The 24018-nt window shown below is 55.3% G+C and carries 19 protein-coding genes; 4 read left to right on the forward strand and 15 right to left on the reverse strand.

Annotated elements, in window-relative coordinates; translation table 11 throughout:
* Nucleotides 1–116: 116 nt before the first annotated feature.
* Nucleotides 117–1088, reverse strand: a complete 972-nt coding sequence (gene holA, locus WCX18_RS03265; RefSeq protein WP_345989528.1) for a DNA polymerase III subunit delta — start codon at nucleotides 1086–1088, stop codon at nucleotides 117–119.
* Nucleotides 1085–3064, reverse strand: a complete 1980-nt coding sequence (locus WCX18_RS03270; protein ID WP_345989529.1) for a ribonuclease R family protein — start codon at nucleotides 3062–3064, stop codon at nucleotides 1085–1087. Before WCX18_RS03270 ends, holA begins: the two co-directional genes overlap by 4 nt.
* Nucleotides 3065–3159: 95 nt before the next feature.
* Between WCX18_RS03270 and WCX18_RS03275 the strand changes: the two genes are divergently transcribed.
* The 3 genes from WCX18_RS03275 (at nucleotide 3160) to purL (ending at nucleotide 6340) form a co-directional block, all read left to right on the forward strand.
* Nucleotides 3160–3495, forward strand: coding sequence for a hypothetical protein (locus tag WCX18_RS03275; protein ID WP_345989531.1), 336 nt, complete (start codon nucleotides 3160–3162; stop codon nucleotides 3493–3495).
* Nucleotides 3496–3498: 3 nt separating this feature from the next.
* Nucleotides 3499–4026 carry a transcription elongation factor GreA gene (greA, locus tag WCX18_RS03280; protein WP_345989533.1) on the forward strand — a complete coding sequence of 176 codons (528 nt, stop codon included), beginning with the start codon at nucleotides 3499–3501 and terminating at the stop codon, nucleotides 4024–4026.
* Between the two features lie 100 nt (nucleotides 4027–4126).
* Nucleotides 4127–6340 carry a phosphoribosylformylglycinamidine synthase subunit PurL gene (gene purL / locus WCX18_RS03285; protein WP_345989535.1) on the forward strand — a complete coding sequence of 738 codons (2214 nt, stop codon included), beginning with the start codon at nucleotides 4127–4129 and terminating at the stop codon, nucleotides 6338–6340.
* 48 nt (nucleotides 6341–6388) lie between these two features.
* On the opposite strand, the gene WCX18_RS03290 is transcribed toward purL, so the two are convergent.
* From WCX18_RS03290 to WCX18_RS03320, 7 genes are all read right to left on the reverse strand, one after another.
* Nucleotides 6389–7003, reverse strand: coding sequence for a CPBP family glutamic-type intramembrane protease (locus WCX18_RS03290; protein ID WP_345989536.1), 615 nt, complete (start codon nucleotides 7001–7003; stop codon nucleotides 6389–6391).
* A gap of 300 nt (nucleotides 7004–7303) precedes the next feature.
* Nucleotides 7304–9238: a CHASE2 domain-containing protein gene (locus WCX18_RS03295; protein WP_345989538.1), complete on the reverse strand. Its 1935-nt coding sequence runs from the start codon at nucleotides 9236–9238 to the stop codon at nucleotides 7304–7306.
* 4 nt (nucleotides 9239–9242) lie between these two features.
* Entirely contained in the window at nucleotides 9243–9839 is a 597-nt protein-coding gene (locus WCX18_RS03300) for an OmpA family protein (protein WP_345989540.1), read from the reverse strand.
* A 1-nt stretch (nucleotide 9840) separates the two neighbouring features.
* Complete coding sequence (locus WCX18_RS03305) at nucleotides 9841–10266, reverse strand: FecR family protein (protein WP_345989541.1); 426 nt, start codon at nucleotides 10264–10266, stop codon at nucleotides 9841–9843.
* A gap of 137 nt (nucleotides 10267–10403) precedes the next feature.
* Entirely contained in the window at nucleotides 10404–10613 is a 210-nt protein-coding gene (locus WCX18_RS03310; protein WP_345989543.1) for a DUF2905 domain-containing protein, read from the reverse strand.
* Nucleotides 10610–12148, reverse strand: a complete 1539-nt coding sequence (locus WCX18_RS03315; RefSeq protein ID WP_345989545.1) for a SulP family inorganic anion transporter — start codon at nucleotides 12146–12148, stop codon at nucleotides 10610–10612. The genes WCX18_RS03310 and WCX18_RS03315 overlap by 4 nt, the downstream gene beginning before the upstream one ends.
* The gene (locus WCX18_RS03320; protein ID WP_345989547.1) at nucleotides 12148–14772 is read right to left on the reverse strand and encodes a valine--tRNA ligase; all 2625 of its coding nucleotides are present in this window, start codon (nucleotides 14770–14772) and stop codon (nucleotides 12148–12150) included. The genes WCX18_RS03315 and WCX18_RS03320 overlap by 1 nt, the downstream gene beginning before the upstream one ends.
* A gap of 186 nt (nucleotides 14773–14958) precedes the next feature.
* Here WCX18_RS03320 and WCX18_RS03325 point away from each other — a divergent pair, with 186 nt between their 5' ends.
* A complete protein-coding gene (locus WCX18_RS03325; protein ID WP_345990753.1) occupies nucleotides 14959–17040 on the forward strand; it encodes an ATP-dependent helicase in 2082 nt (693 codons plus the stop codon).
* Nucleotides 17041–17070: 30 nt separating this feature from the next.
* Here WCX18_RS03325 and WCX18_RS03330 read toward each other — a convergent pair whose 3' ends face one another.
* Genes WCX18_RS03330 through mshL form a run of 6 tightly spaced genes read right to left on the reverse strand, consistent with a single transcriptional unit; the run spans nucleotide 17071 to nucleotide 24009 of the window.
* Complete coding sequence (locus WCX18_RS03330) at nucleotides 17071–18315, reverse strand: type II secretion system F family protein (RefSeq protein WP_345989549.1); 1245 nt, start codon at nucleotides 18313–18315, stop codon at nucleotides 17071–17073.
* On the reverse strand, nucleotides 18312–20048 hold the full coding sequence (locus WCX18_RS03335; protein ID WP_345989550.1) for a GspE/PulE family protein: 1737 nt from the start codon (nucleotides 20046–20048) through the stop codon (nucleotides 18312–18314). The genes WCX18_RS03330 and WCX18_RS03335 overlap by 4 nt, the downstream gene beginning before the upstream one ends.
* A 12-nt stretch (nucleotides 20049–20060) precedes the next feature.
* Nucleotides 20061–20609, reverse strand: a complete 549-nt coding sequence (locus tag WCX18_RS03340; RefSeq protein ID WP_345989552.1) for a hypothetical protein — start codon at nucleotides 20607–20609, stop codon at nucleotides 20061–20063.
* Nucleotides 20606–21550 (reverse strand): hypothetical protein, encoded by a 945-nt coding sequence (locus WCX18_RS03345; protein WP_345989554.1) that lies wholly within the window; start codon nucleotides 21548–21550, stop codon nucleotides 20606–20608. The genes WCX18_RS03340 and WCX18_RS03345 overlap by 4 nt, the downstream gene beginning before the upstream one ends.
* Nucleotides 21543–22355, reverse strand: coding sequence for an ATP-binding protein (locus tag WCX18_RS03350; RefSeq protein ID WP_345989555.1), 813 nt, complete (start codon nucleotides 22353–22355; stop codon nucleotides 21543–21545). The genes WCX18_RS03345 and WCX18_RS03350 overlap by 8 nt, the downstream gene beginning before the upstream one ends.
* Nucleotides 22345–24009: a pilus (MSHA type) biogenesis protein MshL gene (mshL, locus tag WCX18_RS03355; protein ID WP_345989557.1), complete on the reverse strand. Its 1665-nt coding sequence runs from the start codon at nucleotides 24007–24009 to the stop codon at nucleotides 22345–22347. Before mshL ends, WCX18_RS03350 begins: the two co-directional genes overlap by 11 nt.
* Nucleotides 24010–24018 lie beyond the last annotated feature (9 nt).

Below are 24018 nucleotides of genomic sequence, written 5' to 3' on the forward strand. Positions count from 1 at the left end.
AAGCACAAAGAGTAAGGAACGCGCAATATTACATAATTACGGCTTAATTTAAGGTGAAATTCAGAAGCAAGATCGTGACTTCTCCGCCGGAGCGCAGAGCGCATAGGGGCGCAACGCTATAAAAGCGACTGGACCTTTAAGAAGGCGGCGGCCAGCAGAGCGTTTTTACTCCCGCCGCCGGCCGATTTCATCTGAAGCTCCGTCTCGCCGAGCAGGGCCATCAGGCGGGTGTACTGCGGCTGCTTGAAACGCACGCTCTGCTGTGAACGCTCCTGCTCGATGCGCGGGGGAAGTTTATAGCCGAGGATCTTGGCCGAATCCGCCGCGCCGTTCAGGCGGATGGAGGCGTAGAAGAGATAGAGCTGGGCGATATGGTTTGAGAGCGCCGTCAGCAGCCTTATCTCATCTTCGCCGTGTTCGAGCAGGCGGCGCATCAGGGGGACGAAATCCTGTTTCTGCAGCAGGGTGTCGATCAGCTGGTCGACCTTGACTTCGGCGACGCCGTAGACAAGCTCGTCGATCTCCTTGATGCCGATGCGGCCCTGCAGCAGGGAGAACTTGTCCAGTTCGTTGATGGTGAGGGCCAGGTCGCCGTTTTGCGATTCGAGCAGGTGGGTGGCGGCGTAGGGATCGAGATTGATCCCCCTTGCGGCGGCCTCGTTGAGCACGATCTGGCGTGCTTCGGCGGGGAAAGGACGGAAGAGCCGGACGTCGGCTCCGCCCGATTTCGGGCCGAAGGCAGCGGTGGCGCTTTTTTTGAAATCGGTACCGAAATAGGCGTAGATGAAGAGGTTGCCGGGATTCTTCTGTACCAGTCCGATCAGGGCAGTGAGGTCGTTTTTCGGCAGCTTTTTTTCGCTTTTGACGATGAGAACGTTGCGGCCGCCGAAAAGCGACCCCTGCGAGAGGTGGGCTTTGGCGCTCGCGAACTGGTACTCGTCAAAGTAGACGCTGAGGATGTTCGGGTCCTCGACGGCGGCCAGCTGTTTGGTGTAGTGCTCGATCAGGAAGTGGCTCTCGCCGTAGAGCATGACGGCGCCCGGGGCGTTGCCCTGGCGGATGAGGTTGTCAAGCTCCTGCCGTTTCATTCACGCTCCTTGGAGAGGGTCGCATGGGACTCCACGGTGCGGACATAGGTCGTATGGATCCGCGCGGTGGCAAGGTTGACATTCTCGATGCGCAGTTCGATGTCGTCAAAGAGCATGACGGGCTCGTTCGTCACGACCTTGACTTTGGCGCCGCGCAGCGGAGCGGTGATCTCGGCGCGCAGTTCAGGGTCGGTCGCGTAGACGCGCGCCGGGAAGACCTCGCCAATGTGTTCATTGGCCCAGCGGGCGAACTTGCGGTCCATGAAACGCACTTCGATATCGCTCGCCTCGCGCTCCTTGTCGCTGATGGCGAAACAGAGCGCATCGATGTTGCGTAGGACGTAGGAACCCTCCTCTTTGTCGCCGCGCTGGATCGCTTTGAGCAGCCGGTGGACGATGAGGTCGGAGTAGCGGCGGATGGGGGAGGTGAAGTGGGTGTAACGCTCGAACCCCAGCCCGAAGTGGCCGACGTTGTCAGGGGCGTAGCGCGCCTGCATCTGGGAACGGATGATGAGGGTGTCGACCTCGTGCCCGATCCCGCGCTTCTCGGCCTCATGCTGGATACCCGTAATGGTCTCCTTGAGGCTCTCTTTCTGTTCGGCGATGATTCCGATGCCGGCAAGCTCGGTGTAGAGGCTCTGCAGCTTGGCGGGACTCGGGGTTTCGTGGATACGGAAAACGCCGCGCTCGTACATGGCTGCAGCCGCCTTGTTCGCCAGCAGCATACAATCCTCGATGAGCGCATGCGACGGCGTCTCTTCCGAGACGGTCGTCTCCAGAATGTGCTGCGCATCGTCCAGGGTCATCTCCAGCTCTTCGGAGCGGAAGTTGAAGCCCACCTTGAGGCGCTTTTCACGCAGGGCGTCGGTCAGCTTGCGCAGTTCGAAAAGGTTGGCGATAACGGTTTTTTCATCGTCGTTCTTCGGAGGCACCGCCGCAGGGGATTCAAAAAGCGCGTCCACCTCTTCATAGTTGAAACGGCGCTTGGAGTGGATGATCGTCTCGTAGAGTTCCGTCTCGACGACCTCGAGGCTTTCGGGGTCGAGGACCATTTTGAAGGTGTAGGCGAGGCGGTCGACATGGGGCTGCAGGGAGCATAGGGTCTCGGAGAGTTCGCGCGGCAGCATCGGGATGGAGCGGTGGGGCAGGTAGATGGAGAAGCTGCGGTAGATCGCCTCGGCATCGATGGGGCCGAAAGGGGTGACGTAGGCGCTGACGTCCGCGATGGCGACGTAAAGGGTGTGGGACTCGGGCAGGTAGCAGACGGCGTCGTCGAAGTCCTTGGCCGTGACGGGGTCGATGGTGCAGAAGGGGAGGTGACGCAGATCTTTGCGGCCGGGGAATTTAGAGGCGTCGACCGTTTTGTCGAAACTGGCGGCGAGTTTTTTGACCTCTTCGTCGAATTCGTCATGCTTGTTGTACATGGCGAGAACGATCTTTTCGTCTACCAGCGGGTCGGCCAGGTTGCCCAGTACCTCCATGATCTCGCCGTTCTGGTTGTTGACCTTGAAAAGGGTGCCCTCTTCGTAGCCGGCGAGGGCCTCGGCGCTGAGCGGTACCCCGGCGGGGTAGTCGTTGCGGATGTCGAGCACCGATTTGACGCCGTTTTGGACCTTGATGTAGGCGACGCTGAAGGTCTCCGCCCGCCCGACGACGGCGACGAGCTTCGCCGAGGGTCTGCCCCGGCGTCCGAGCAGCCGCTTCACGATGACGAGGTCACCCTCCTTGGCATCGCCCAGGTCATGTTCGTCGATAAAGAGGTCTCGGACATTGGCACCGAGGACCTGCAGGTAGGCGCCGCTGCCCGACTGGTTCATGGCGATGGCGCCGGCGCGGTACTGCGAGGGGAGGCGGTAGATGCCCTCTTCGAGCACGACAAGGCCCTCTTGGAGCCATTGCACGACGAGGTCCTTTTCCGTTTCGGCGACATCCTGGGCATAGAGTCCGACTGTCAATCTGACAAGGAGTGATTTCATGGCGGCTTTTCGTTTTTTAGCAGATTATAGCGTATAGGAGAACTTATGCTAAAATTTGCGACTACCCGAAACCAATTTATGACAGGAGAAAAACATTGCAGTTTATTGACAGCGAAGCGGTATTGAAACAGCTCGGTTATACACCGAACGAGGCATTGATGGAACAGATCGAACGGATCGAAGCGAATACCGTCGGATATGACAAAATCCAGAAACACATCCTCGACCTGCACGAACAGCTGAAAGTCGATGACAGTTTTGTGGCACTTTCCAACACCAAAGACTGTTTCAAGATCAAGATCGAGGCACCGAGCGATGAACGCAAAGCCGAAGCCGTGGAGCGTCTGCACCATTTCACCGAAAAATACAAGATCGACCTGGAGCAGGTACCGGGGAAAGAGACCTACTACATCCTGGGGTACAGCAAGTAACCGATGCGGGTCGAACCGATGACCCCCGAAGGGTATGACCTTCTCGTCCGGGAGTTCAAATACCTCAAAGAGGTCGAAAAACCCAGGGTCAACCATGAAAAACAGGTGGCGGCAGAGCTCGGGGACCGCAGTGAAAACGCGGAGTACCACGCTGCAAAGGAGAAGCTCAGGCATATCGACAAGCGCCTCTTCTACCTCAACGGCATGATCGAAAAAGCCCGGGTGATTGATCCCTCCGGACTCGACCACAGCCGGGTGCATTTCGGCGCGACAGTCACCCTCGAGCGGGTCGAAGACGGCGAAGAGGAGCGTTATACGATCTGCGGGGTGCTCGAGAGCGAACCCGAGATCGGTCTGATTTCCGTGCATGCGCCCCTCGCCCGGGCCGTGATGGGCAAGGAGGAGGGCGACGAGCTCCGTGTCCGGCTCCCCGCGGGCCAACGCGTCTACGAGGTACTCGCCATCGAGTATATTCCGCTCTTTTCGCTGAAAAAGCAGATCCGCAGCGAAGCGGATTTCCGCTTCGCCTAACCGCTCGCCTCATCCCCAGGATGCCCGTTGCGGGCGGCGTCGGGAAATTCAACTCCCCTTTGCTATAATCCTACCCACTATTTACGCGTAAGGAAATGCAGTGAACCAACCACTTGAAAACATCAATGAGGTTTTGGCCCAACACAAACTCTCCCAGCTTGATTATGCCCATATCAAAGAGATTCTCGGGCGTGAACCGAACCTGGTTGAAATCGGTATCTTTTCAGCGATGTGGTCGGAGCACTGCAGCTACAAATCCTCCAAAAAACACCTGAGCGGTTTCCCGACAAAGGCCCCGTGGGTCATCCAGGGACCGGGCGAGAACGCCGGGGTTATCGACATCGGCGACGGCTATGCGGCTGTCTTCAAAATGGAGAGCCACAACCACCCCTCCTTTATCGAACCGTACCAGGGTGCCGCAACGGGCGTCGGCGGGATCATGCGCGACGTCTTTACGATGGGCGCGCGCCCGGTTGCAAGCCTCAACGCCCTGCGTTTCGGCAATGTTCACGGTGACGATGAAACGGCGCACCATCAGCGCTACCTCGTGCGCGGCGTCGTCGAGGGGATCGGCGGCTACGGCAACTGTATGGGCGTGCCCACGATCGGCGGCGAGATCAGTTTCGACGAGTGCTACAACGGCAATATCCTCGTCAACGCCTTTAACCTCGGCGTCGCAAAGGCCGACGAGATCTTCTACGGCCGCGCGGAGGGGATCGGCAACCCGGTCATCTACGTCGGCTCCAAAACGGGCCGCGACGGCCTCGGCGGGGCGGTCATGAGCTCCGACTCCTTTACGGAGGAGTCAAAGTCGCTGCGCCCGACGGTCCAGGTCGGCGACCCCTTCACGGAGAAGCTGCTGCTCGAAGCGTGTCTTGAGCTTTTCAAAACCGACTACGTCATCGGTATCCAGGATATGGGTGCGGCGGGACTGACGTCGAGCTCGTTCGAAATGGCAGGCCGTTCCGGTTCGGGGATGATCATGCACCTCGACCGTGTCCCGGCGCGCGAAGAGGGGATGATGCCGTACGAATTCATGCTTTCCGAATCCCAGGAGCGGATGCTGCTCTGCGCGAAAAAGGGAAGTGAACAGGCGATCATCGACATCTTCGAGAAGTGGGACCTCGATGCCGCCGTCGTCGGCGAAGTCACCGACACGGGCCGTATGGAACTCTTCTGGCACGGCGAGAAGTGTGCCGACGTCCCGGTCGACCCGGTCTCCGAAGAGGCCCCGGTCCTCGACCGCCCGACGGCGCGTCCGGCGTATCTTGACACGATCAAAGGTGTCTCCATCAACGATTTCGAAACACCGTCCAACCAGGAGGCGTTCGAAAAACTGATGGCATCCATGGAGGTCGTCGACAAGGCGTGGGTCTACGAACAGTACGACTCCATGGTCCAGACAAACACCGTCAAAAAAGGTGGGATGCTCGACGCCTCTGTCGTCCGTGTTAAAGAGAACGGCCGCGCCCTGGCGATGAGCTCGGACTGTAATGTCCGCTACTGCTACGTCGATCCGAGAAACGGCGCGGCAGCCGCCGTTATCGAAGCGGGCCGCAACGTCGCGATGAGCGGTGCGCGTCCGCTGGCGATTACCGACTGTCTGAACTACGGCAACCCGGAGAACCCGGAAGTGATGTGGCAGTTTGCTGAAGGGTGCCTGGGGATCAAAGAGGCATGTGCCGAACTCAACACCCCGGTCATCGGCGGTAACGTGTCGCTTTACAATGAAACGAACGGCGTTTCCGTTTTCCCGACCCCGGCGATCGCGACCGTCGGCGTTAACGACGACGAGAAGAAGGTCCTGATGTCTTCTTTCCAGAAGGCGGGCAACCTGCTTTACCTCGTCGGCGAGACGAAGAGCGAGTTCGGCGGTTCACTCTATATGAAAGAGCTCTGCAACACCGTTGCGGGCGAGATGCCTGCGATCGACTATAAGAAGGAACTGGCACTCTGGGACCTCGTCATCGAGGCGAACAAGCAGGGCCTGCTCTCCTGCGCGAAAGACCTCAGCTCCGGCGGGGCAGCGGTCGCGCTCGGCAAGATGGCGGCAACAAGCGGCCTGGGCTGTGACGTCACCATGACGGTCGCTGATACCCGCGACATCTTCTCCGAAAGCATGGCCCGCGCAATCATCGAAGTCGCGCCGGAAAACGCGGCGGCCTTCGAAGCGATGGCCGGCAGCCTCGCCTTCGAGAAGATCGGTACGGTCGGCGGCGACAGTGTCAAGATCAACGATGTCGCGCTCGCGCTTGCGACACTGGATGAGCTCTACTTCAATACTTTCAAACGTGTCGTCGAGCAGGATATCTAACACCGCCCGTACGATCCTCTTCGACTTTCCGAAGCTTCCCCGCCGGCGTTAGCCGGCATGATAGAAAAAGCCCCCGATACCCAGTGTAAAAACAAGATTGCCGTACAGGGCATGCTCGATTGCGCTCATCGTGATGGAACGGGCACGCAGATAGGTGCTCATAAACAGTAACCCTCCAAATAAACTCAGGAGCAGGGCAACCGGATTTCCGAAGACACCATGCACCAGGGAAAAGAGCAGGGCGTTGAGCAGGATAAGCAGCCGCTGGTCGATGATGAGGCGTTCAAACCGGTAGGCGAAAAATGCCCGGAAGATGATCTCCTGCGCCAGGGCGGAGAGCAGGGGGTAGAGGAGTATTATCAGCAGCCAGAGTCCGGGACGCTCGAGGGGAAACGCAAATAGCAGTTCGGGGAAAACGGCCCAGACCGCTATACCCAACAACGTTCCCAGGAGAACGAAGCGGGCAAATACCCTTAGAAGATCGGAGCCGTTGATATGCCACCGAAGATGCGCATCAGCATTTTTTCGCAGTACAAACAAAGCATAGAACATCCCGAGCCACAACAGCGGCATGACGGCAAACTTGGGCAGCAAACCCGTGATGATCAGCAGCGGCAGCGCAAAGTAAAGCAGCAGCGTTTCAAGGAAGAGGGTTGTTTTCATGTTCAATCAGAAGGGAAGAGCGTGGCGGAAGATGACGGTTCGGATCGTATGGGCCGGTATCAGCGCATTTTGAGTGCCAACGTAAAGTCTTCATAATCCAGGTAGGTGAACCGGAAAAAGAAGCCGTCCAGACGCCTGCAGCATTTTGCAAAAAAATTGATTGACTCTGCTTTCATGGGCTTCATCATAATAGGCTTTTATTACCTTCGGGGGACAGACCTGCTACGGTTTGATTACATCGTTGGGGAAGGCAGTGGTGATGCGGGCAGCCTCTGGCTGATCGTCAAGGAAACAGCGAAGTTAACGGTGCTGCTGCGCGATACGGCGGAACTCCTCTTTGAGCGCGACAAAGACATCGACGATCTGCGGGTCGAAATGGATACCACGCCCCTCGACAATGATCGCCTCCGTCTTTTCGAATGAGAAGGGCTCTTTGTAGTAGCGCCGGCTGATGAGGGCATCATAGACGTCGGCCAGGGCCATCAGGCGCGCTTCGAGGGGGATCGCTTCTCCCGAGAGCCCCTGGGGATAGCCGCTTCCGTCCCACTTTTCGTGGTGGCCGTAGGCAATGTTGCGTGCGACACGGAGCATCTCGTTGTCGCGGTAGCTGTTGATGGCATTGTCGAGCATCTCCTTGCCGTAGACCGTGTGCAGTTTCATGGTTTCGAACTCTTCGGGCGTGAGTGCACCTGGCTTTTTGAGGATATGGTCGGGAATGCCGACTTTGCCGATGTCGTGCAGCGGCGCGGTATGGAAGAGCTGTTCGATATAGCCCTCATTGAGCGTTTCATTATAAGCCCCCTTCCGCGCCATCGCCATCGCAAGAAGTTTGACGTAATTCTTGGTCCGGATAATGTGGGCCCCCGTCTCCGTATCGCGGGTTTCTGCGACGAGGGCCATGCTATCGAGGGCCGCCTGGTGGGAGTGGCTCAGCTGTTCGTAGAACTGTTTGCGCTGGGTGTAGCCTATGACGGCGATAGAGAAGGCGGTGATAAGGAAACTGACGGCCAGCGGGGTCAGGAAATAGCCCGGCGCGATATAGAGGGAATAGGTCAATGCCGTGACGGCGGCGGCACTGTAGAAGAGTGTCACGGTAACGAAGAAGACTATAATGGAGAGGTAGCGCCTGCGCCGGAACATGATCAGCGCTGCCATGGCACTCAGAAATGAGAGGAGCATGTTAAGCGGCGGCAAGATTTCCGGTTGGGAGATGAGGTCGCCGTTCATGAAGTTCTCGAGGAGCGTTGCGTGTATATAGATACCGGGCAGCGTCTCGCCGGGCGCTATCGTATAACGGTCATGCAGCCCTACGGCTGTGGCACCGACGAGTACGAATTTCCCCCGGATCAGGGCGGGATCCACCCTGCCTCGGAGGAGGTCGACGGCGGAGATACGGCGATAGGCGTTACGGGGGTAGAAGCGGAGCAGAACGTTGGCGTGGGCGTCGGTGTAGATGCGGTGGTCGCCGAGCACCGCCTGGAGGCCGTAAGGGCTCTTTATCAGCTGCATTGTAGGCGGAAAGCGGCCCGATGTGAGGAGCATGGCCGCGGTGAGCGCGGCAACGGGCTCCTGCCGAAAGCGCATCGCCAGTGCCATCCGGCGGAAAATACCGTCGCGGTCCGCATGGGCATTAATAAAACCGGTTGAGCGTGCCTCTGCCTGCAGTGCGGGGATATTGCACAGCAGTCCGACACCGGTGTAAAGGGTATCGATCCCTTCGGCATCGATGCGGTACCCGGGCTTGTCGAAACAGACCGCCGTATCATCGTCGGTCTTGTTTTTCAGATAGAGCGGGAGCAGCAGCGGCAGGCTCCCGATCGTGTCGGCCAGCAGCGTGTCATTGTTGTAGAGCTGCTCCGGGAGCCCCTCGATGCGAAGGGCGAGACCGAAATAGTTTTGGTAGAAGTGTATCAGCTCCTGCGGCGACGTGCGGTCATTTTCAGGGAAGATAACGTCTGCCGCAATTTCCGCGGGCTTATAGGTGCCGATCTTCTCAAGCAGTTTGGCTGTCAGGACCCTGGGCCATGGCCACTGCCCCAGTGCTTCGAGGCTCTCGTCGTCGATCTCGACGATCACTGTTGCCGGTTCGCCGAGCTTGAGCGGAACGGTCGCTTCGGCGGCCCGTTTATAGAGATCATAGAGGAGATTATCGCTTTGCCGGAGCAGGGGGGTGCGGTAGGCGGCGAGGTAGAAGAGGAGTGTCACCGCCGCGACTGCCACATAGAATTTTCGCATGGCGCTACCGGATCGTTATCTCGACACGGCGGTTTTTCGGTTCGTTGGTCTCATCCGGCGTCTGCACTTGGAGAAGGTACTCCCCCAGACCGTCGGTCTGGCATCGGCGCATCGCGACATGTTGTTGTTCAAGGAGTGTTCTGAGTGCCGATGCCCGTTTTTCGGAGAGGGCAAGATTGTAAGACGCACTCCCCGTCGTGTCGGTGTACCCCGTGATGGCAACGTGGAGGGGACTCAACTCCCGAAGCAGCGGAAGGATCATGTTGAGATCACGGTGCGATTTCGGGGTAAGCTCGTCGCTGTTGTTTTCGAAATAGAGGGTGAGGGTCAACGGTGGAGGGGGGACCGCGGCGAAGGTGTCGGCATCGTCGGCGGTCAGTGCAGCATCCGAAACCGTTTCAGGCGTGCTGGGAGCTTTGGAGCTGCTCTCCAGACTGGTCCCCTCGTAGGGTGTATCAATGGTCACGCTTCCGCCTTCGGTGGTAACGATGATGGCATTTTGGCTTCTGTTGTTGTCCAGCAGGACGACATCCGTCCCGGAGGGTTCCATGACAAAGGCGGTGACGACAATGACGAGGGAAACAAGGAGAATTTCGACCATATCAATGTACCTTTACGAAAAAGCGGGTGCCCCGCACCCCAATGGTGCCCTCTGGGACTCTGAAGGTGACGGATTCAGGGGAGAGCTTACCGATCTTGCCGGTCTCGACGATCGCGCTTCCTTCGCTCAAGGAGAGGTCGAAGCGGTAGGCTTTTTGGCTCGGTTCAAAGAGATAGTCGTCGATTTTCAGCACACTCTTGTGCCCGAGCGCGACCGTGCTCCCGTCGTTGAAAAGGATGCTAAGCGCCCCCTCTTTCCCGGTAAAAAGGATATCGCCTGGGTAGAGCTCCGCACCGCTGTCTTTCGGGGTGATGACGTCGCCTCCCCGGCGGATACCGACCTCGTTTTTCTGGCTGTCGAGTACGGCAACGGCCTCGGCGGACCACAGCTGGAGACTCATCAGGCACAAAAGGAGGAGGCGTTTCATGGTGTCACCTTAGACGGGGAGCATTTTTTAAAGATTGTATGACAAATTGTGTCTAATTGTCAAACTGATCTGCCCGGGGAAGGTAAGGATAGGCGTAGAGAATCCTGTCTGATGAGCGAATGGATAAAAGAAAGAGGTTAATGTCTGAAGAGATACATCAGCAGTGAGAGTATGATACTGACAACAATCATTGAGGTGATGGGGATAAAGAGACGGGCGTGTTCGTTTTCGACGCGGATGTCGCCGGGGAGTCTGCCGAACCAGCCGAACAGGCCGGGCATGAAATACAGCAGGAGGCCGACGACGACCAGCATAATGCCGGCAATGATCAGCCATTTTGCGATCATACGTTGACCGCGACCTTGTATGTGGGGTCGTTGACCTCATAGGTGCAGTGGGGGCCGGCGGCCTTGAGAAGCTTCTTGCAGTCTTCGCTGAGGTGCCGCAGGGTAAGCTGCTTGTTGGCATCCTCGTACTTGCGGGTGATCGTATCGATCGCTTCGACACCGGAGGCGTCCATGACCCGGGCGTTGCGGAAGTCGATGACGACGCGCGGCGGGTCCCGGTCGATCGTGAAGGCGTCGAAGAAGCTTGCCGTCGAACCGAAGAAGAGGGGGCCGTCAAGCTCATACACCTTCGTGCCGTCCGCTTCGACCTGGCTTTTGGCATAGATACGTGCGTGTTTCCAGGCAAAGACGAGGGCGGAGATGATGACGCCGGAGATGACGGCGATGGCCAGGTCCTCCACGATGGTGATCAACGTGACGGCGACCATGACAAAGGCGTCGGAGCGCGGCATGTGCCGGATATGGCTGAAACTGCTCCATTCGAAGGTGCCGATGCTGACCATGAACATGATACCGACCAGCACGGCGATCGGGATAACGTTGAGCACGTCGGTTAGCGACGCGACGAGCACCATCAGCCCGACGGCGGCGGTGACGCCGGAGAGGCGGCCGAGGCCGCCGGAGGTGTAGTTGATGATGGACTGGCCGATCATCGCACACCCCGGCATCCCGCCGAAGAGTCCGCAGGTCATATTCCCGGTCCCCAGCGCGATACACTCCTGGTTGCCGCTGCCGCGGGTGCCGCTCATCTCGTCAAGGACAGCCAGGGTCAGCAGGGACTCGATCAGGCCGACAAGGGCCATGATGACCGCATAGGGGAGGACGACGAGGATGGCGCCCGGGTCGAGGATGAAGTCCGGAATGTGGAAAGAGGGCAGCTGACCTTTGAACGCGGAAAGGTTCGCCATGTCGCCGACGGTACCGGTCTGGAGGCCGAAAAGGTAGGCGACGAGGGTGAGCGCAACGATGGCGACGAGGCCGGCCGGGACTGCTTTGGTGTAGCGCGGCAGGACGAACATGATCAACATCGTGATCGCTACGAGGGCGTACATGATGACGCCTTCACCCTCAAAGAACTTGAACTGCGCCGTTGCGATGACGATGGCCAGACCGTTGACAAAGCCGTACATTGCCGGCTGGGGGACGAGGCGGATGAACTTACCCATCTTGAAGACGCCGAAAAGGATCTGGATCGCGCCGGTCAGCAGGGCGGCGAGAGTGACGTACTGCAGGACGCCCCAGGCGAGTTCCTCCCCGCCGAGCCCCTGCGAACGAAGCAATCCGGAGACCTCCAGGGTCAGGCCGATAAGGACGACGGCAACGGAGCCGGTCGCCCCGCTGATCATCCCGGGTTTGCCGCCGATGAGCGCCGTGATGAGGCCGAGGATAAAGGCGGTGTAGAGACCAACGATGGGGCTCACTTCGGCGATGAAGGCGAAGGCGATCGCTTCGGGCACAAGGGCGACGGCGACGACGAGCCCCGAGAGGACGTCGTTCTTGATGTTATCGGTACGGTAGTTCTGGAGGTTGAACATCAGGCTCCCTGCAGACTCTCGAGCTGGTCGAGGATCTTGCGCTGTTTGTTCTGGGCGTCAACGAGGGCTTCGCGGTTGGTGGCGACGACCTCTTCGGGTGCGTTGGCGACGAAGCGCTCGTTATTGAGCATCCCCGCCAGTTTGGCGATCTCTTTTTCCAGCTTCGCGTTCTGCTTCTCCAGCCGGTCGATGATCGGCGCGAGGTCGATGGAGCCGGTCGGGATGAAGACCTCGACCTTCTCCCCGACGTCACTGACGGCATTTTCCATCTTATCGGAAACGAAACCGACCTTCTCGACTTTTCCGAGGCGGCAGATGTAGGCATCCATCGCGTCGGATGTGACGGCATCCGTTTTGACGTAGGCCTCTTCGATCTTCTGGTTGCCCATATCGATGAGGGTCTTCGCGCGGCGGACGGTGACGATGGCATCCATGATGACGTCGAACATCGCCTCGATTTGCATATCGCGTTCGCCAGCAATGGGGTAGCGGCTGATCATGATGGAGTCGCCGTTTTCAAGCGACGTGCCGGAGAGCTCGTGGTAGAGGTACTCGGTCATGAACGGCATGAACGGGTGCAACAGCTTCATGGATGCTTTGAAGATGGCGCCGAGTTCCGGCACGCTCTCCTTGCTGACCTTGGAAAGCTCGATGCCCCAGTCGCAGAACTCGTTCCACAGGAAACGGTAGAGGACCGTGGCCGCGTCGTTGAAGCGGTACTCGTCGAGGAACCCGCGGGTTTCGACGACGGCGGCGTTGAAACGGCTCTGCATATAGCGTCCGAGATCCGTTGTGACCGTGATGTTTTCCAGGTCGTCGAAGGTCTCGACGTTCATCTGGAGGAACTTCGCCGCGTTGTAGAGCTTGTTGGTGAAGTTGCGGCTCAGTTCAAGTTTCTCTTCGCTGAGACGGATGTCGCGCCCCTGGACGGCGAGGACGGCCAGGGTAAAGCGCAGGGCATCGGCGCTGTATTTTTCGACCATATCAAGCGGGTCGATGACGTTGCCCTTGGACTTGGACATCTTCTGGCCGTGTTCGTCGCGTACCAGCGCATGCAGGTAGATGTGTTCGAAGGGGAGTTTGCCCATGAAGGTCTCGCCCATGAGCATCATCCGCGCGACCCAGAAGAAGAGGATGTCGAAACCGGTGATCAGCAGGCTGTTCGGGTAGAAGTTCTTGAGATCGTCGCTCTCGAACAGCTTGTCCATGACCGGATCGCCGTTGCCCCAGCCCAGGGTCGAGAAGGGCCAGAGCGCCGAGGAGAACCAGGTGTCGAGGACGTCGGGGTCCTGGACGATGTTCTTGGAGGAACAGTGCGGACACGCTTCCGGTTCCTCCTGCTGCGTCGCCCACTCGTGGCCGCAGTCGTTACAGTAGAAGACCGGGATGCGGTGGCCCCACCAGAGCTGGCGGGAGATACACCAGTCGCGCAGGTCGTTCATCCAGGCATTGTAGCTGTTGATCCAGTGCTGCGGGAAGAACTTGACGAGGCCGTCGTTGACTTTCTCGATGCTGCCGCGGGCCGTTTCGGCGCGGACGAACCACTGCTTGGAGATGTAGGGTTCGACGACGTTTTTACAGCGGTAGCAGTGGCCGACCTGGTGGACGTGGTCTTCGATCTTCTCGACGAAGCCTTCCTCCTCGAGGCGCTTGACGATGACCTCGCGCGCTTCGAGGCGTTCGAGCCCTTTGAACTCGCCGGCGAAATCGTTGAGGATCCCCTTCTCGTCGAAGACGGTGATGAATTCGAGGTCGTGGCGCTTGCCGACCTCGTAGTCGTTCGGGTCATGTGCCGGGGTGACCTTGACCATCCCGGTTCCGAACTCCATGTCGACGTGCTCGTCGGCGATAATTGGGATTTCGCGGTCGATCAGCGGCAGTTTGAGCTTCTTGCCGATAAGGGCTTTGTAGCGCTCGTCGTCCGGGTGGACCATGACGGCGGTATCGCCGAAGTAGGTCTCCGGGCGGGTCGTGGCGACGACGATGTGTCCGCTGCCGTCCGCGTAGGGGTAGCGGACGTGGTAGAAGTGGCCGTTGTGCTCTTCATACTCGACCTCGATGTCGGAGAGGGCACCGTCATGGGTACACCAGTTGACCATGTAGTTTCCGCGGACGATCAACCCTTTGTCATAGAGGTTGACGAAGGCTTCCTTGACGGCGGATTTGAGCCCCTCGTCCATGGTGAAGCGCTCACGGCTCCAAGCGGGGGAGACGCCCATCTTGCGCAGCTGGCCGACCATGATCCCGCCGGACTCCTCCTTCCAGGCCCAGACGCGTTCCAGGAACTTCTCGCGCCCGAGTTCCTCTTTGGTCGTTCCCTCTTCAAGCAGCTGCTTCTCGACGACGTTCTGCGTCGCGATCCCCGCGTGGTCCGTGCCCGGCTGCCACAACGTCTTGTAGCCGTCCATCCGTTTGTAGCGGACGATGATGTCCTGGAGGGTGAAAGTGAGGGAGTGGCCGATGTGCAGACGCCCGGTGACATTCGGCGGCGGCATCATGATGGCGAAGTTCTTGCCCTCTTTCTGGATGGCTCTGTTCCCGTCGATCTCAAAATAGCCGCGTTCTTCCCAGATAGGGTAGAACGCCGACTCGACGGATGAAGGATCGTAGCTTTTTTTTGACATGGATGTCCCCGTATTCTGCGCTTGTTTGGTTCAGATTTTGAAATGAATGAAGGCGCTTAAATTTTAGGCGGATTATAGCGAAACGGAGGTAAAATGCCGGACTCAACAGCGTTAGGCTGTCACCTTGACAGCCGAAACATCCCGCATCTCACCCGTAAGAGCGAAGCCTACCCGCAAAGGACAGCAGTGCCCCTTTCCCGTCTCAACGAAGAACAGTACCGTGCCGCAACCGCACCTTTCGGCCATAACCTGATCATCGCCTCCGCCGGTACAGGAAAGACGTCGACGATCGTCGGGCGGATCGCGCACCTGCTGGGGCAGGGAGTGCAGCCCCACGAGATCCTGCTGCTCACCTTCACGAACAAGGCGGCGGCGGAGATGGTCGAACGCGTCGCCTCCTTTTTCGGGACGGAGAAGGCCGGGCAGATCGACGCCGGGACCTTCCATGCGGTAAGCTACCGCTGGCTCAAGCGGCAGCAGGGCAAGGTCGTTCTCAAGCAGCAGCGTGAGCTCAAGACCCTCTTCCGCAGCGTTTACGAAAAGCGCAGTTTCCACCACCTGGAGGGGGAGAACGAACCCTACGGCGCCAACTACCTCTACGACCTCTACTCCTACTACCAGAATACGGAGATGGACAAGAGTTTCGAGATGTGGATTACGGAAAGGCAGGAGGAACATGACCGGTTCGCCATGATCTATGCAGATATCATCGACGAGTTCGAGGAGCTTAAAACCCAGTACGGTTTTTTGAATTTCAACGACCTGCTCCTGCAGATGCGCAAGCTCTGCGAACGGATGGAACTGGGGTACAAAGAGGTGCTTGTCGACGAGTACCAGGATACCAACGCCTTGCAGGGAACGCTCATCGACGCCATGAGCCCGCCTTCACTCTTCTGCGTCGGCGATTACGATCAGTCCATCTACGCCTTTAACGGGGCGGACATCTCCATTATCGGCTCCTTTTCGCAGAAGTATCCCGAGGCGGCTGTCCATACCCTCTCGAAGAACTACCGATCGACGGTTCCGATCCTCTCTCTGGCGAACAAAGTCATTGCCAAGAATGAGCGTATTTACCCGAAACAGCTGGAGGTGACCCGCGATCACGCCGCCCCGCCGCCGAAACTTCTGGTCTACGACGAACTGTTTGAACAGTACCACGGCATAGCCGAGATGATCGGAAAGAGTGTCACCGAGCATGAAGAGATTGCCGTCATTTTCCGCAACAACTCCAGCGCGGACGGGATCGAGGCGGCACTGCGGGAAAAGGGGATCGCCTGCCGCCGGCGCGGCGGGGTCAGTTTTTTTGATGCCAAAGAGGTGAAGTTCGTTCTCGATATCTACACGCTGCTCGTCAACGAGAGTGATATGATGGCTTTCATTCATGTATTCGAACATGCCAAAGGGGTCGGCAGCGCGTTGGCCAAGGAACTCTACGTCGCGCTGCAGTTCCTCGGCGGCGGTTCGATGCTGCGCGGGCTCTATACCCCTGATCTCAAGATCAGCAACCCTTTCGAAAAGCGGAAGCTGAATCACCAACTCGGACTGTTTGACGATTTTCTTGAGCTCGGGCATGCCGGCCGTTTTGCCGAGGTCATCAGCGACAAGAAACTGCTGAAGAATCCTGTGCTGAAGCATCCGAAGCTCACCAAAGACGGGGCGAAAATGCTTTCCCAGTTCTATACGCTGCTGCAGGCGATCAAAAATCTCTCCCGCCCCCAGAACGTTGTACAGAAGATCGCATCCTCCGAACTGTATGCAACGGTCGCGGAGCAGCTGGCCGTCCGGCGTGCCATTCTGCCCGACGGCCAGGTCGATGCGAAGCTTAAGACGGAAGCATTGGAGCGTATCCGCCGCAAACCGGCAGTACTCCAGGAACTGGCCAAGCCCTACAAAGAGCATGAACGCTTCCTTAATGCCATGATCCTCGGCTCTCAGGACCTGACTCAGGGCGAGGGGGTGCACCTGCTCAGTATCCATGCCTCCAAAGGCCTGGAATATAAAGAGGTCTATGTCATCGACCTGATGGACGGGCGTTTCCCGAACCGAAAATTGATGGGACGGGGCGGGAGCCTGGATGAGGAACGGCGGCTCTTTTACGTAGCGGTGACCCGCGCCAAGGATATCCTCTATCTCAGTTTCGCGAAATACGACCGGATCAAAAAAGCGCAATTTGTCCCGTCGATATTCCTGTATGAAGCCGGCATGCTCAAAGAAGATGAAGAGTATCGAATGCTTGTGAAAAAAGAGGAAGCGAAAGAAGAAAAATAAGAGGACGCTGGGAGAGCGTCCTCTGAGAAATTAACGGCCGTGGACGGCGTCGTTGAGCGACCACATCGGCAGGAAGATACCGAGGGCCAGCAGTAGGACCATGGATGCGATAACAAAGAGCATGATCGGTTCGATCGCTTCGGCCAGACCGTCGATAATCTGGTCAAACCGCATTTTGTAGTAGTCGGTGACTTTCTCAAGCATGGAGTCAAGCTGACCCCCCTGCTCACCGGCAGAGATCATCTGAATAATCATGTTTTCAAACAGCCCGGTGTCTGCAAGCCCTTCACTCAGTGAAGCTCCTTTCTCAACGGCCTGGCGCACAGTGGAGAGTTTTTCCTGCAACGGAAGGTTGTCGATCATGGCAATTGACGTGTCGAGCGCATCTGCAATCGGAATACCTGCTTTAACCAGTGCGGAAAAAACCAGCGTAAAACGGTTGAGTGTCGAGTACATGATCAAATCTTTGATGAGATAGGTTTTCAACAGAAGTTGGTGCCAACGGAATCTGAACTCCCGGTTGGTATTGAGCATGTAGCGGAAAATAATAATCAGAACGATCAGTGCGGCTAACACGTAAGGGCCGAAATTGTTGAACAGATACTCAAGTTTCAACAGAATAATCGTAGGCAGTGGAAGATTGGCATGCAAATCTTCAAAGATCTGTTTGAACTGCGGTACGACGTAGGAGATTAGAATCGTGAATGCAACAGCCATGGCGATCATGACGTTTCGCGGATAGGCCATTGCTTTTTTAAATTTGATGACGTTTCGACGGATCTCTTCGAGCATATCGGCAAGCTGGTAAAGCGAATCCGCCATATTACCTGTCTGCTCACCGAGTTCTACCATAGCCAGGGTCAGACCACCGAGCTGGAAACGGAAGTTTTCCATGGATTTTGACATGCTGGAACCGGAGTTGATGTCTTCGGCGATAGAAGAGAAGATCTCTTCAAGTACCGGGTCATTGGAAGCGCGTGCAATCTCGTTGAGTGCATCATGCACGGAGATACCGGCATTGGTCATAACCGCAAGCTGACGAATCGAGGCAATCAGCGAGTCAGGCTTGACCTTTTTCTTCTTGATATTTCCTATGAAACGCTCTTTGAAGTGTTTGATCTGATCTTCAAGAGGTGCTGCACCTTCAGCGACATTGACGACGATTCCCGGATAGCGGACTTTGGCAATATACATTGCCTCTTTTTTACCGTCGGCATAAAAGCCGTGCTGAACCTTTTTACCTTTGGCCAGGACTGTTGCGAGATAGTATTTCATTCTTTTGCCACCCTTAAGACTTCTTCGATGGTTGTTTTACCTTCGACAACCTTCTTCATCCCATTCTGGAACATACTAACAAAACCTTCCTGAATTGCCTGTTTCATCATCTCCTCTTTGGATGCACCCCTGGCAATCATACTGCTCAGTGTTTCAGTGATAGGAAGAACCTCACTGATCATTTCCCGGCCGAGATAGCCACTGCCGTTACACTCTTTGCACCCCACACCATGGTAAAAGACCGTTTCTGGCGGAAGGTAGGCTTTATACTCTTTGAGTATGCTTTGCGGTATTTCAAGCTCTTTTTTACAGTGGGGGCAGATTTTACGGACCAGACGTTGTGCCTGAACGGCAACAACGGCCCCGCTGATAAGGTAGGGCTCAATCCCCATATCTGCCATACGGGGCAGGGCACTGATGGCATCATTCGTATGCAGTGTCGAGATGACGAGGTGACCGGTCAGAGCCGCCTTGATGGCGATTTCCAGGGTTTCGTGGTCACGGATCTCACCGATCATGATCTTGTCTGGGTCCTGGCGCAAAATGGAGCGCAGTGCCGCGGCAAAGGTCATCCCCACCTGCGGATGAACCTGAACCTGTTGAATCAGGTTCATCCGGTATTCGACCGGGTCCTCAACGGTAATGACTTTATCTTCCACGTTACGCAGTTCGTTGAGGGCACCGTAGAGTGTTGTTGTTTTCCCCGAACCGGTCGGTCCCGTAACGAGGAGGATACCGTGCGGTTTTTTGAGTGCCTGGATAAGCTTTTTGTACCCGTCGGCATCCATACCGGCATCTTCCAGGCGGATAAGCGCCTTCTCTTTATCCAAAATACGCATAACGATCGACTCGCCGTAGAGAATCGGAAGCGTGGAAAAACGGAAGTCATATTCACGGTCACCGACTACTGCTGAGAAACGACCGTCCTGGGGTTTGCGCTTTTCGGCAATATCAAGATTGGAGAGGAGTTTGAAGCGCGAGGCCAGCGGCGGGTAGATGTCCTGGTCGAAGATGAAAATCTCGGCAAGTTTGCCGTCGACACGTGCACGGACGACGCAGTTATTTTCAGTCGGCTCGATGTGGATGTCACTGGCGCGGCTTTTGATACAGGTTTTCAGAATGACATTGATTAGCTGCAGGATTGATGAAGCATCCTTTTGCTCTTCGGGCGAACCGATCGTGTTGAGTTCTTTACGGATGTTGTCAACGAGGCCTTTGACGCTGCTTTTGATTTCGATCTTGTAGAGATAGGACTGGATCTGTTTTGCCGAAGCAATGGCAACCTGGAGCGGCTTGCGGGGGAAGACGCGCTGAATCGCTTCCTGGGCATCGATGTTAAGAGGATCGGCGAAGGCTACGGTGATGCTCATGTCATTTTCCGCTACCGGCAATGCGTTGGAGCGTTGCAGCAGATTGAGTTGAACGCGCTCGGCGAGGCGGTAATCCATATCGATCGAGTCGAGATCGATATACTGGATCTCAAGGACCTCCGCCAGATATTCCAGGACTGCTCTTTCGGGAAGGAAAGGGTACTGTTTGAGAATTTCCAGGTCATATTTACCTGCCCGGATCTGTTCGACGACAAAACGTTTGACAAAATTGAGTGAAACGGCACCGACTTTCGTCAGTGTCTCCAGTAGAATCTCTTCTTTGACCCCGACCTTTACAAGGCGGTCAATCTGGGTCTGGGAGATATGCTTTTTTTCCAGAAGATCGTGTGTAATTCTATCCACTTCGGACTGCCTTTAACGGTAAATATGCTGTTTTGTTAATATTGTATCATAATATTCAGTGATGCCCAGATTCAGGGAGTGACCGGTGCGCTGAAGGAAAAGTTGATAGCTTCTGCGGGCATTTTTCGGATCGCTGAAAACATAGGTATCACCGTTTTTGACAAACTGGTTCGCACTATACAGATCAAACACCCGTGAGAGAAGATGATCGGATGTGGGGAGGTTGAGGCCCGTAATCGGTACATGTTCCTCCAGGGCATTGAGCAAAAGACTTTTTTGCAGGAGAATCGCCGTGAAATAGGTGGCGTTTTTGCGTGCCTCCGGAGAGTTTTTCAGCATGACAATAGGCAATGCAAGGCGGTCGATCCGATCGGCTTCAAGGCAGGCAAAAGCATATAGAGAGATAAAACGCTCATCGTCTTGATGACGGTGAAGCTCTTTTACCCCTGTATTGCAGGCTTGAATATACTGACCGTTTTGATAGAGTCTGTAGAGTTCACTGCTGTCAGAAGCAGGGAGGAGTAATGGCACGAGTGTCAAAAGTGAAGCGAGGCGCTTCATTCAAGCGAGCCTTTCTCCATCTGGTCCAGGGTGAGTTTGGCTTTGACGGAGCTGCTCTCCTGGATATAACTTTTCAGTGTCTTGATCGCCATCTCCTTTTGATCCATTTTATAAAGCGACTTGGCAAAGATAAGCCATGAATCCTCAATCGTACTGTCAAGTTCATTGGTGATCAACGCATAATTGTATGCCTGCTGGTAGTTGCCGATATTGTAATAACGTTTGGCGACAAAGAGACTCAGAACAGGGTTCTTGCTCTTTTTGAAACGGGCAATGACATCTTGAATATCTTTCATGTCATCGTCGCGCAGGATCGTCATACGACCTGAATCTTCTGTATCATCCACTTTCTCTTGAGGCTTTTCGTTACTACTTTGCATAGATTTAACAGACTTTTGAGGCTGGATAGACGGCAAAGACTCTGCTTGAGGGGATGGCGCTTCAATGTTTTGGATTTCCTCTTCCGGGGGTGCTGAAATGACCGGAGCGGGAGTAGGCGCTTGTTTGACAGACTTTGGCTGTACGGCAGGCGGGTCATTCCTGATAACAGGAGCCGGTTGTGTATTGACGTGCGCATAGTAGTCCATCACATCAGATTCCATCTCTTCCATGAATTCCATAGAAGGTGTAAGTTTCATTGTGGGGATTGCCGCTCTCTCTTCCCCCGGTGAATATGGAGTTTCTTCGACTTCAGCAGTGAGCACTTGTGATGGCGCGACGACTTGTTGAGTGGATGAAACCGCCGCTGTTTCTTGAACCGGAGAAGGTTTGATTATACCCGCTATTTTTACTTCTGTCGGCACCTGCGTGTCGGGAGTCATGACAACAAAAGCCGCGATGACTATCGTGAGAACGACAGCTCCGCTACCGATCAGATAGGGAACCTGGCGCGTCCGACGATATTTTTTCCAACGCTGTTCGAGTTCAGGGACGTTAAGCATGGATAAACCCCGTTTCAATACCCGCCATTTCGATCATTTTACGGCTCATGGACGTATAGTTGATCTGTGTCGGTTGATTCTCTTCATACCATGATGCAATACTGAAAAGGGCAAAGAGCAGTTTGTTGGTATTGCGGTAATTACCTTCGGTCAGTTCATGGATCCTGCGGACATTCTTATCGTTGAACATGTTGGCAACATCAAAACAGTTCGACCGAAGCAGTTTTTTCTGAATATAGATTTTCAGCTCTGCGGGGGAAGCGTTGAGAAGCTCCTGTGCCTCCCAGATACGCGATTGGAAGTGCTCTTTGGCAATAACATCTTCCTGTTCTGTTTTGTGGAGGGAGATAATAAACTTGATCTGTCGTGTGTCGGAGATCAGACGTATTTTCTCCAACAGAGCCGTCGAATACATTTGTGCTTCATCCAGTAAAACTACCGGCGGTGTTTCAAAGGTATACTGCGCAGCCAACTCATTAAAACGTGTAAAATGAATAGGTTCGTCTGTTATGTAGTCAAATACGTCACGTGCCAGTGAACGGAAAAACGCATCCTCATCCGTAATCGGAGTCTGAAAGAGAACGATCTTTTGCCGGTCATGCAGCTCTTTGTAGATGCGGCTGAGCATCATACTTTTCCCTGTACCGGGTTTCCCGAACAGCAAGATCATTTTAAGGGGTTTTTTAATGGCTTCCATCAGGGATTTATAGACGATGGCGACGCGATCGAGCTGCACATATGCATTCGCGTCGACGACATCGAGAAAGACCTCTTTGGAAGCGTCAAAGAGGTTGTTATTCTGCATTGGCCTCGTCAGCAGTTGTATTATTGGTGTCGAGTCCTACTTCTCTGTCAGTAAACTTGGTATAGCCAAGGTCTGAAAGAGAGATTGTGTTGTTCTCTTTTTTAATAATGTGCGGTTCGATAACGATGACCAGCTCCGTCGTATCAATCCCTTTCTCTTCATATTTGAAGAGGTAACCAAGGCCCGGGATGTCTCCGAGGAGGGGAACTTTATTGGTGTGCATGCTTTCGGATTTGTCGATCAGACCACCGATGACGATGCTGTTTCCATCTTTGACTGTGACAACGGAAGCGAGCTGGCGGCGGTCAAGGTCCGGCGGCATAGTACGTTTTTGCTGCTCTGTTTCAGCACTGTTCAATTTGATCCGCGTCTGGCTTACAGACGGGTTGATTTTCAGCGTGATGGTATTGTCGTTCGAAATTTCCGGAGTAATATCCAGGAGTACACCCGCAAAGATAGAGTTGACAACATCGTTCTGGGTAGTTTGGGACGTTCCTGAGGAGCTGCCTGCCAAAATACTGGACTGCTGAATTTTGTAAAAGTACTCCGTACCTACCGTGATCAGTGCAGGCTGGTTGTTGAGGGTCAAGACTTTTGGATTCGAAATCGCCTGGACATCTCCCTGCGTTTCAAGGAACTTGACCAGCTCATTGATCGTATTTCCGCCGTAGATTCTGAGCAGTGAAGCCGGACCGGTGTAGCCGCCGGTTCCCCCCGTCAGGATCTGACCTGTCGTGTCAAAGGTATTGACATTGAGCGCCTCGAGCTTGTCGATGGAGACATTAAGGTTCTGCAATGCGTAAATCTGTGACCAGTCGATACCGTTTGATTTGAGATCACTGAGTGTGACAGCCATCATACGTACATCAATGAGTACCTGATACTGGATTTTTTTCTGTAGCTCTGTGAGATATTTCTCAAGACGCTGCTGCTGGCGTACCGTTGCAGTGACAGTGACCAGACCGGCATTTTTGTTGACAATGGGCGCTTCCGCCTGATAGAAGTCTGTCGGACGGTTCAGGACACGCTGAAGCTCCAGGTCAAGTTCTTCCCAGAATTTAACTTCGTCCAGGGATTCGATTTTGATACCTGAGGTATTGTTTTTTGTGATTTGCTTTGAACCGTATCCGAGATCTGTTCCTACACCACCACCACTGCCGCCGCTACTGCCGCCGCTTCTGCTGCCACCTGAGCCTGATGTGCTAGAACCGCTCTGACTTCCCGTTGCCTGTGAGCTACTCAGAAGAATGTCCGTACTGCCGATACTCTTTCTGGCACTGATGATGTAATCAATATTGTAGGTCTTCGTCTCAATGAACGAGATCTTAAGAATATTGTTCTCCAGTGTATAGTTCAGATTGTTGTCGACAAGGAGAATATCCAATACTTCGTTCAGCGTCAGATTCTTAAGGTTCGTCCGCTGAAGACGTTTGGACATCTTCTTCTCAGCCTCGTTGTCACTGATGATCAGTGTCAGTTCACACTCATCGCTCAGCTGATCAATGTATTTGGAGATTGTCATCCCTTTTGCACCGCTGATGGAAAAGAGCTCGTAGGTACAGTCTGCTGCCTGTACCGATGAGGCCAACAGCACTGCCGCGGCTACCGAAGTGAGTGACTTGTTGATTTTATGGAATGGAGTCATGTTTTTCATCGTCTTTCC

Origin of the sequence: Sulfurimonas sp. HSL1-2 (assembly GCF_039645565.1) — a bacterium.
Classification (GTDB): Bacteria; Campylobacterota; Campylobacteria; order Campylobacterales; family Sulfurimonadaceae; genus Thiomicrolovo; species Thiomicrolovo zhangzhouensis.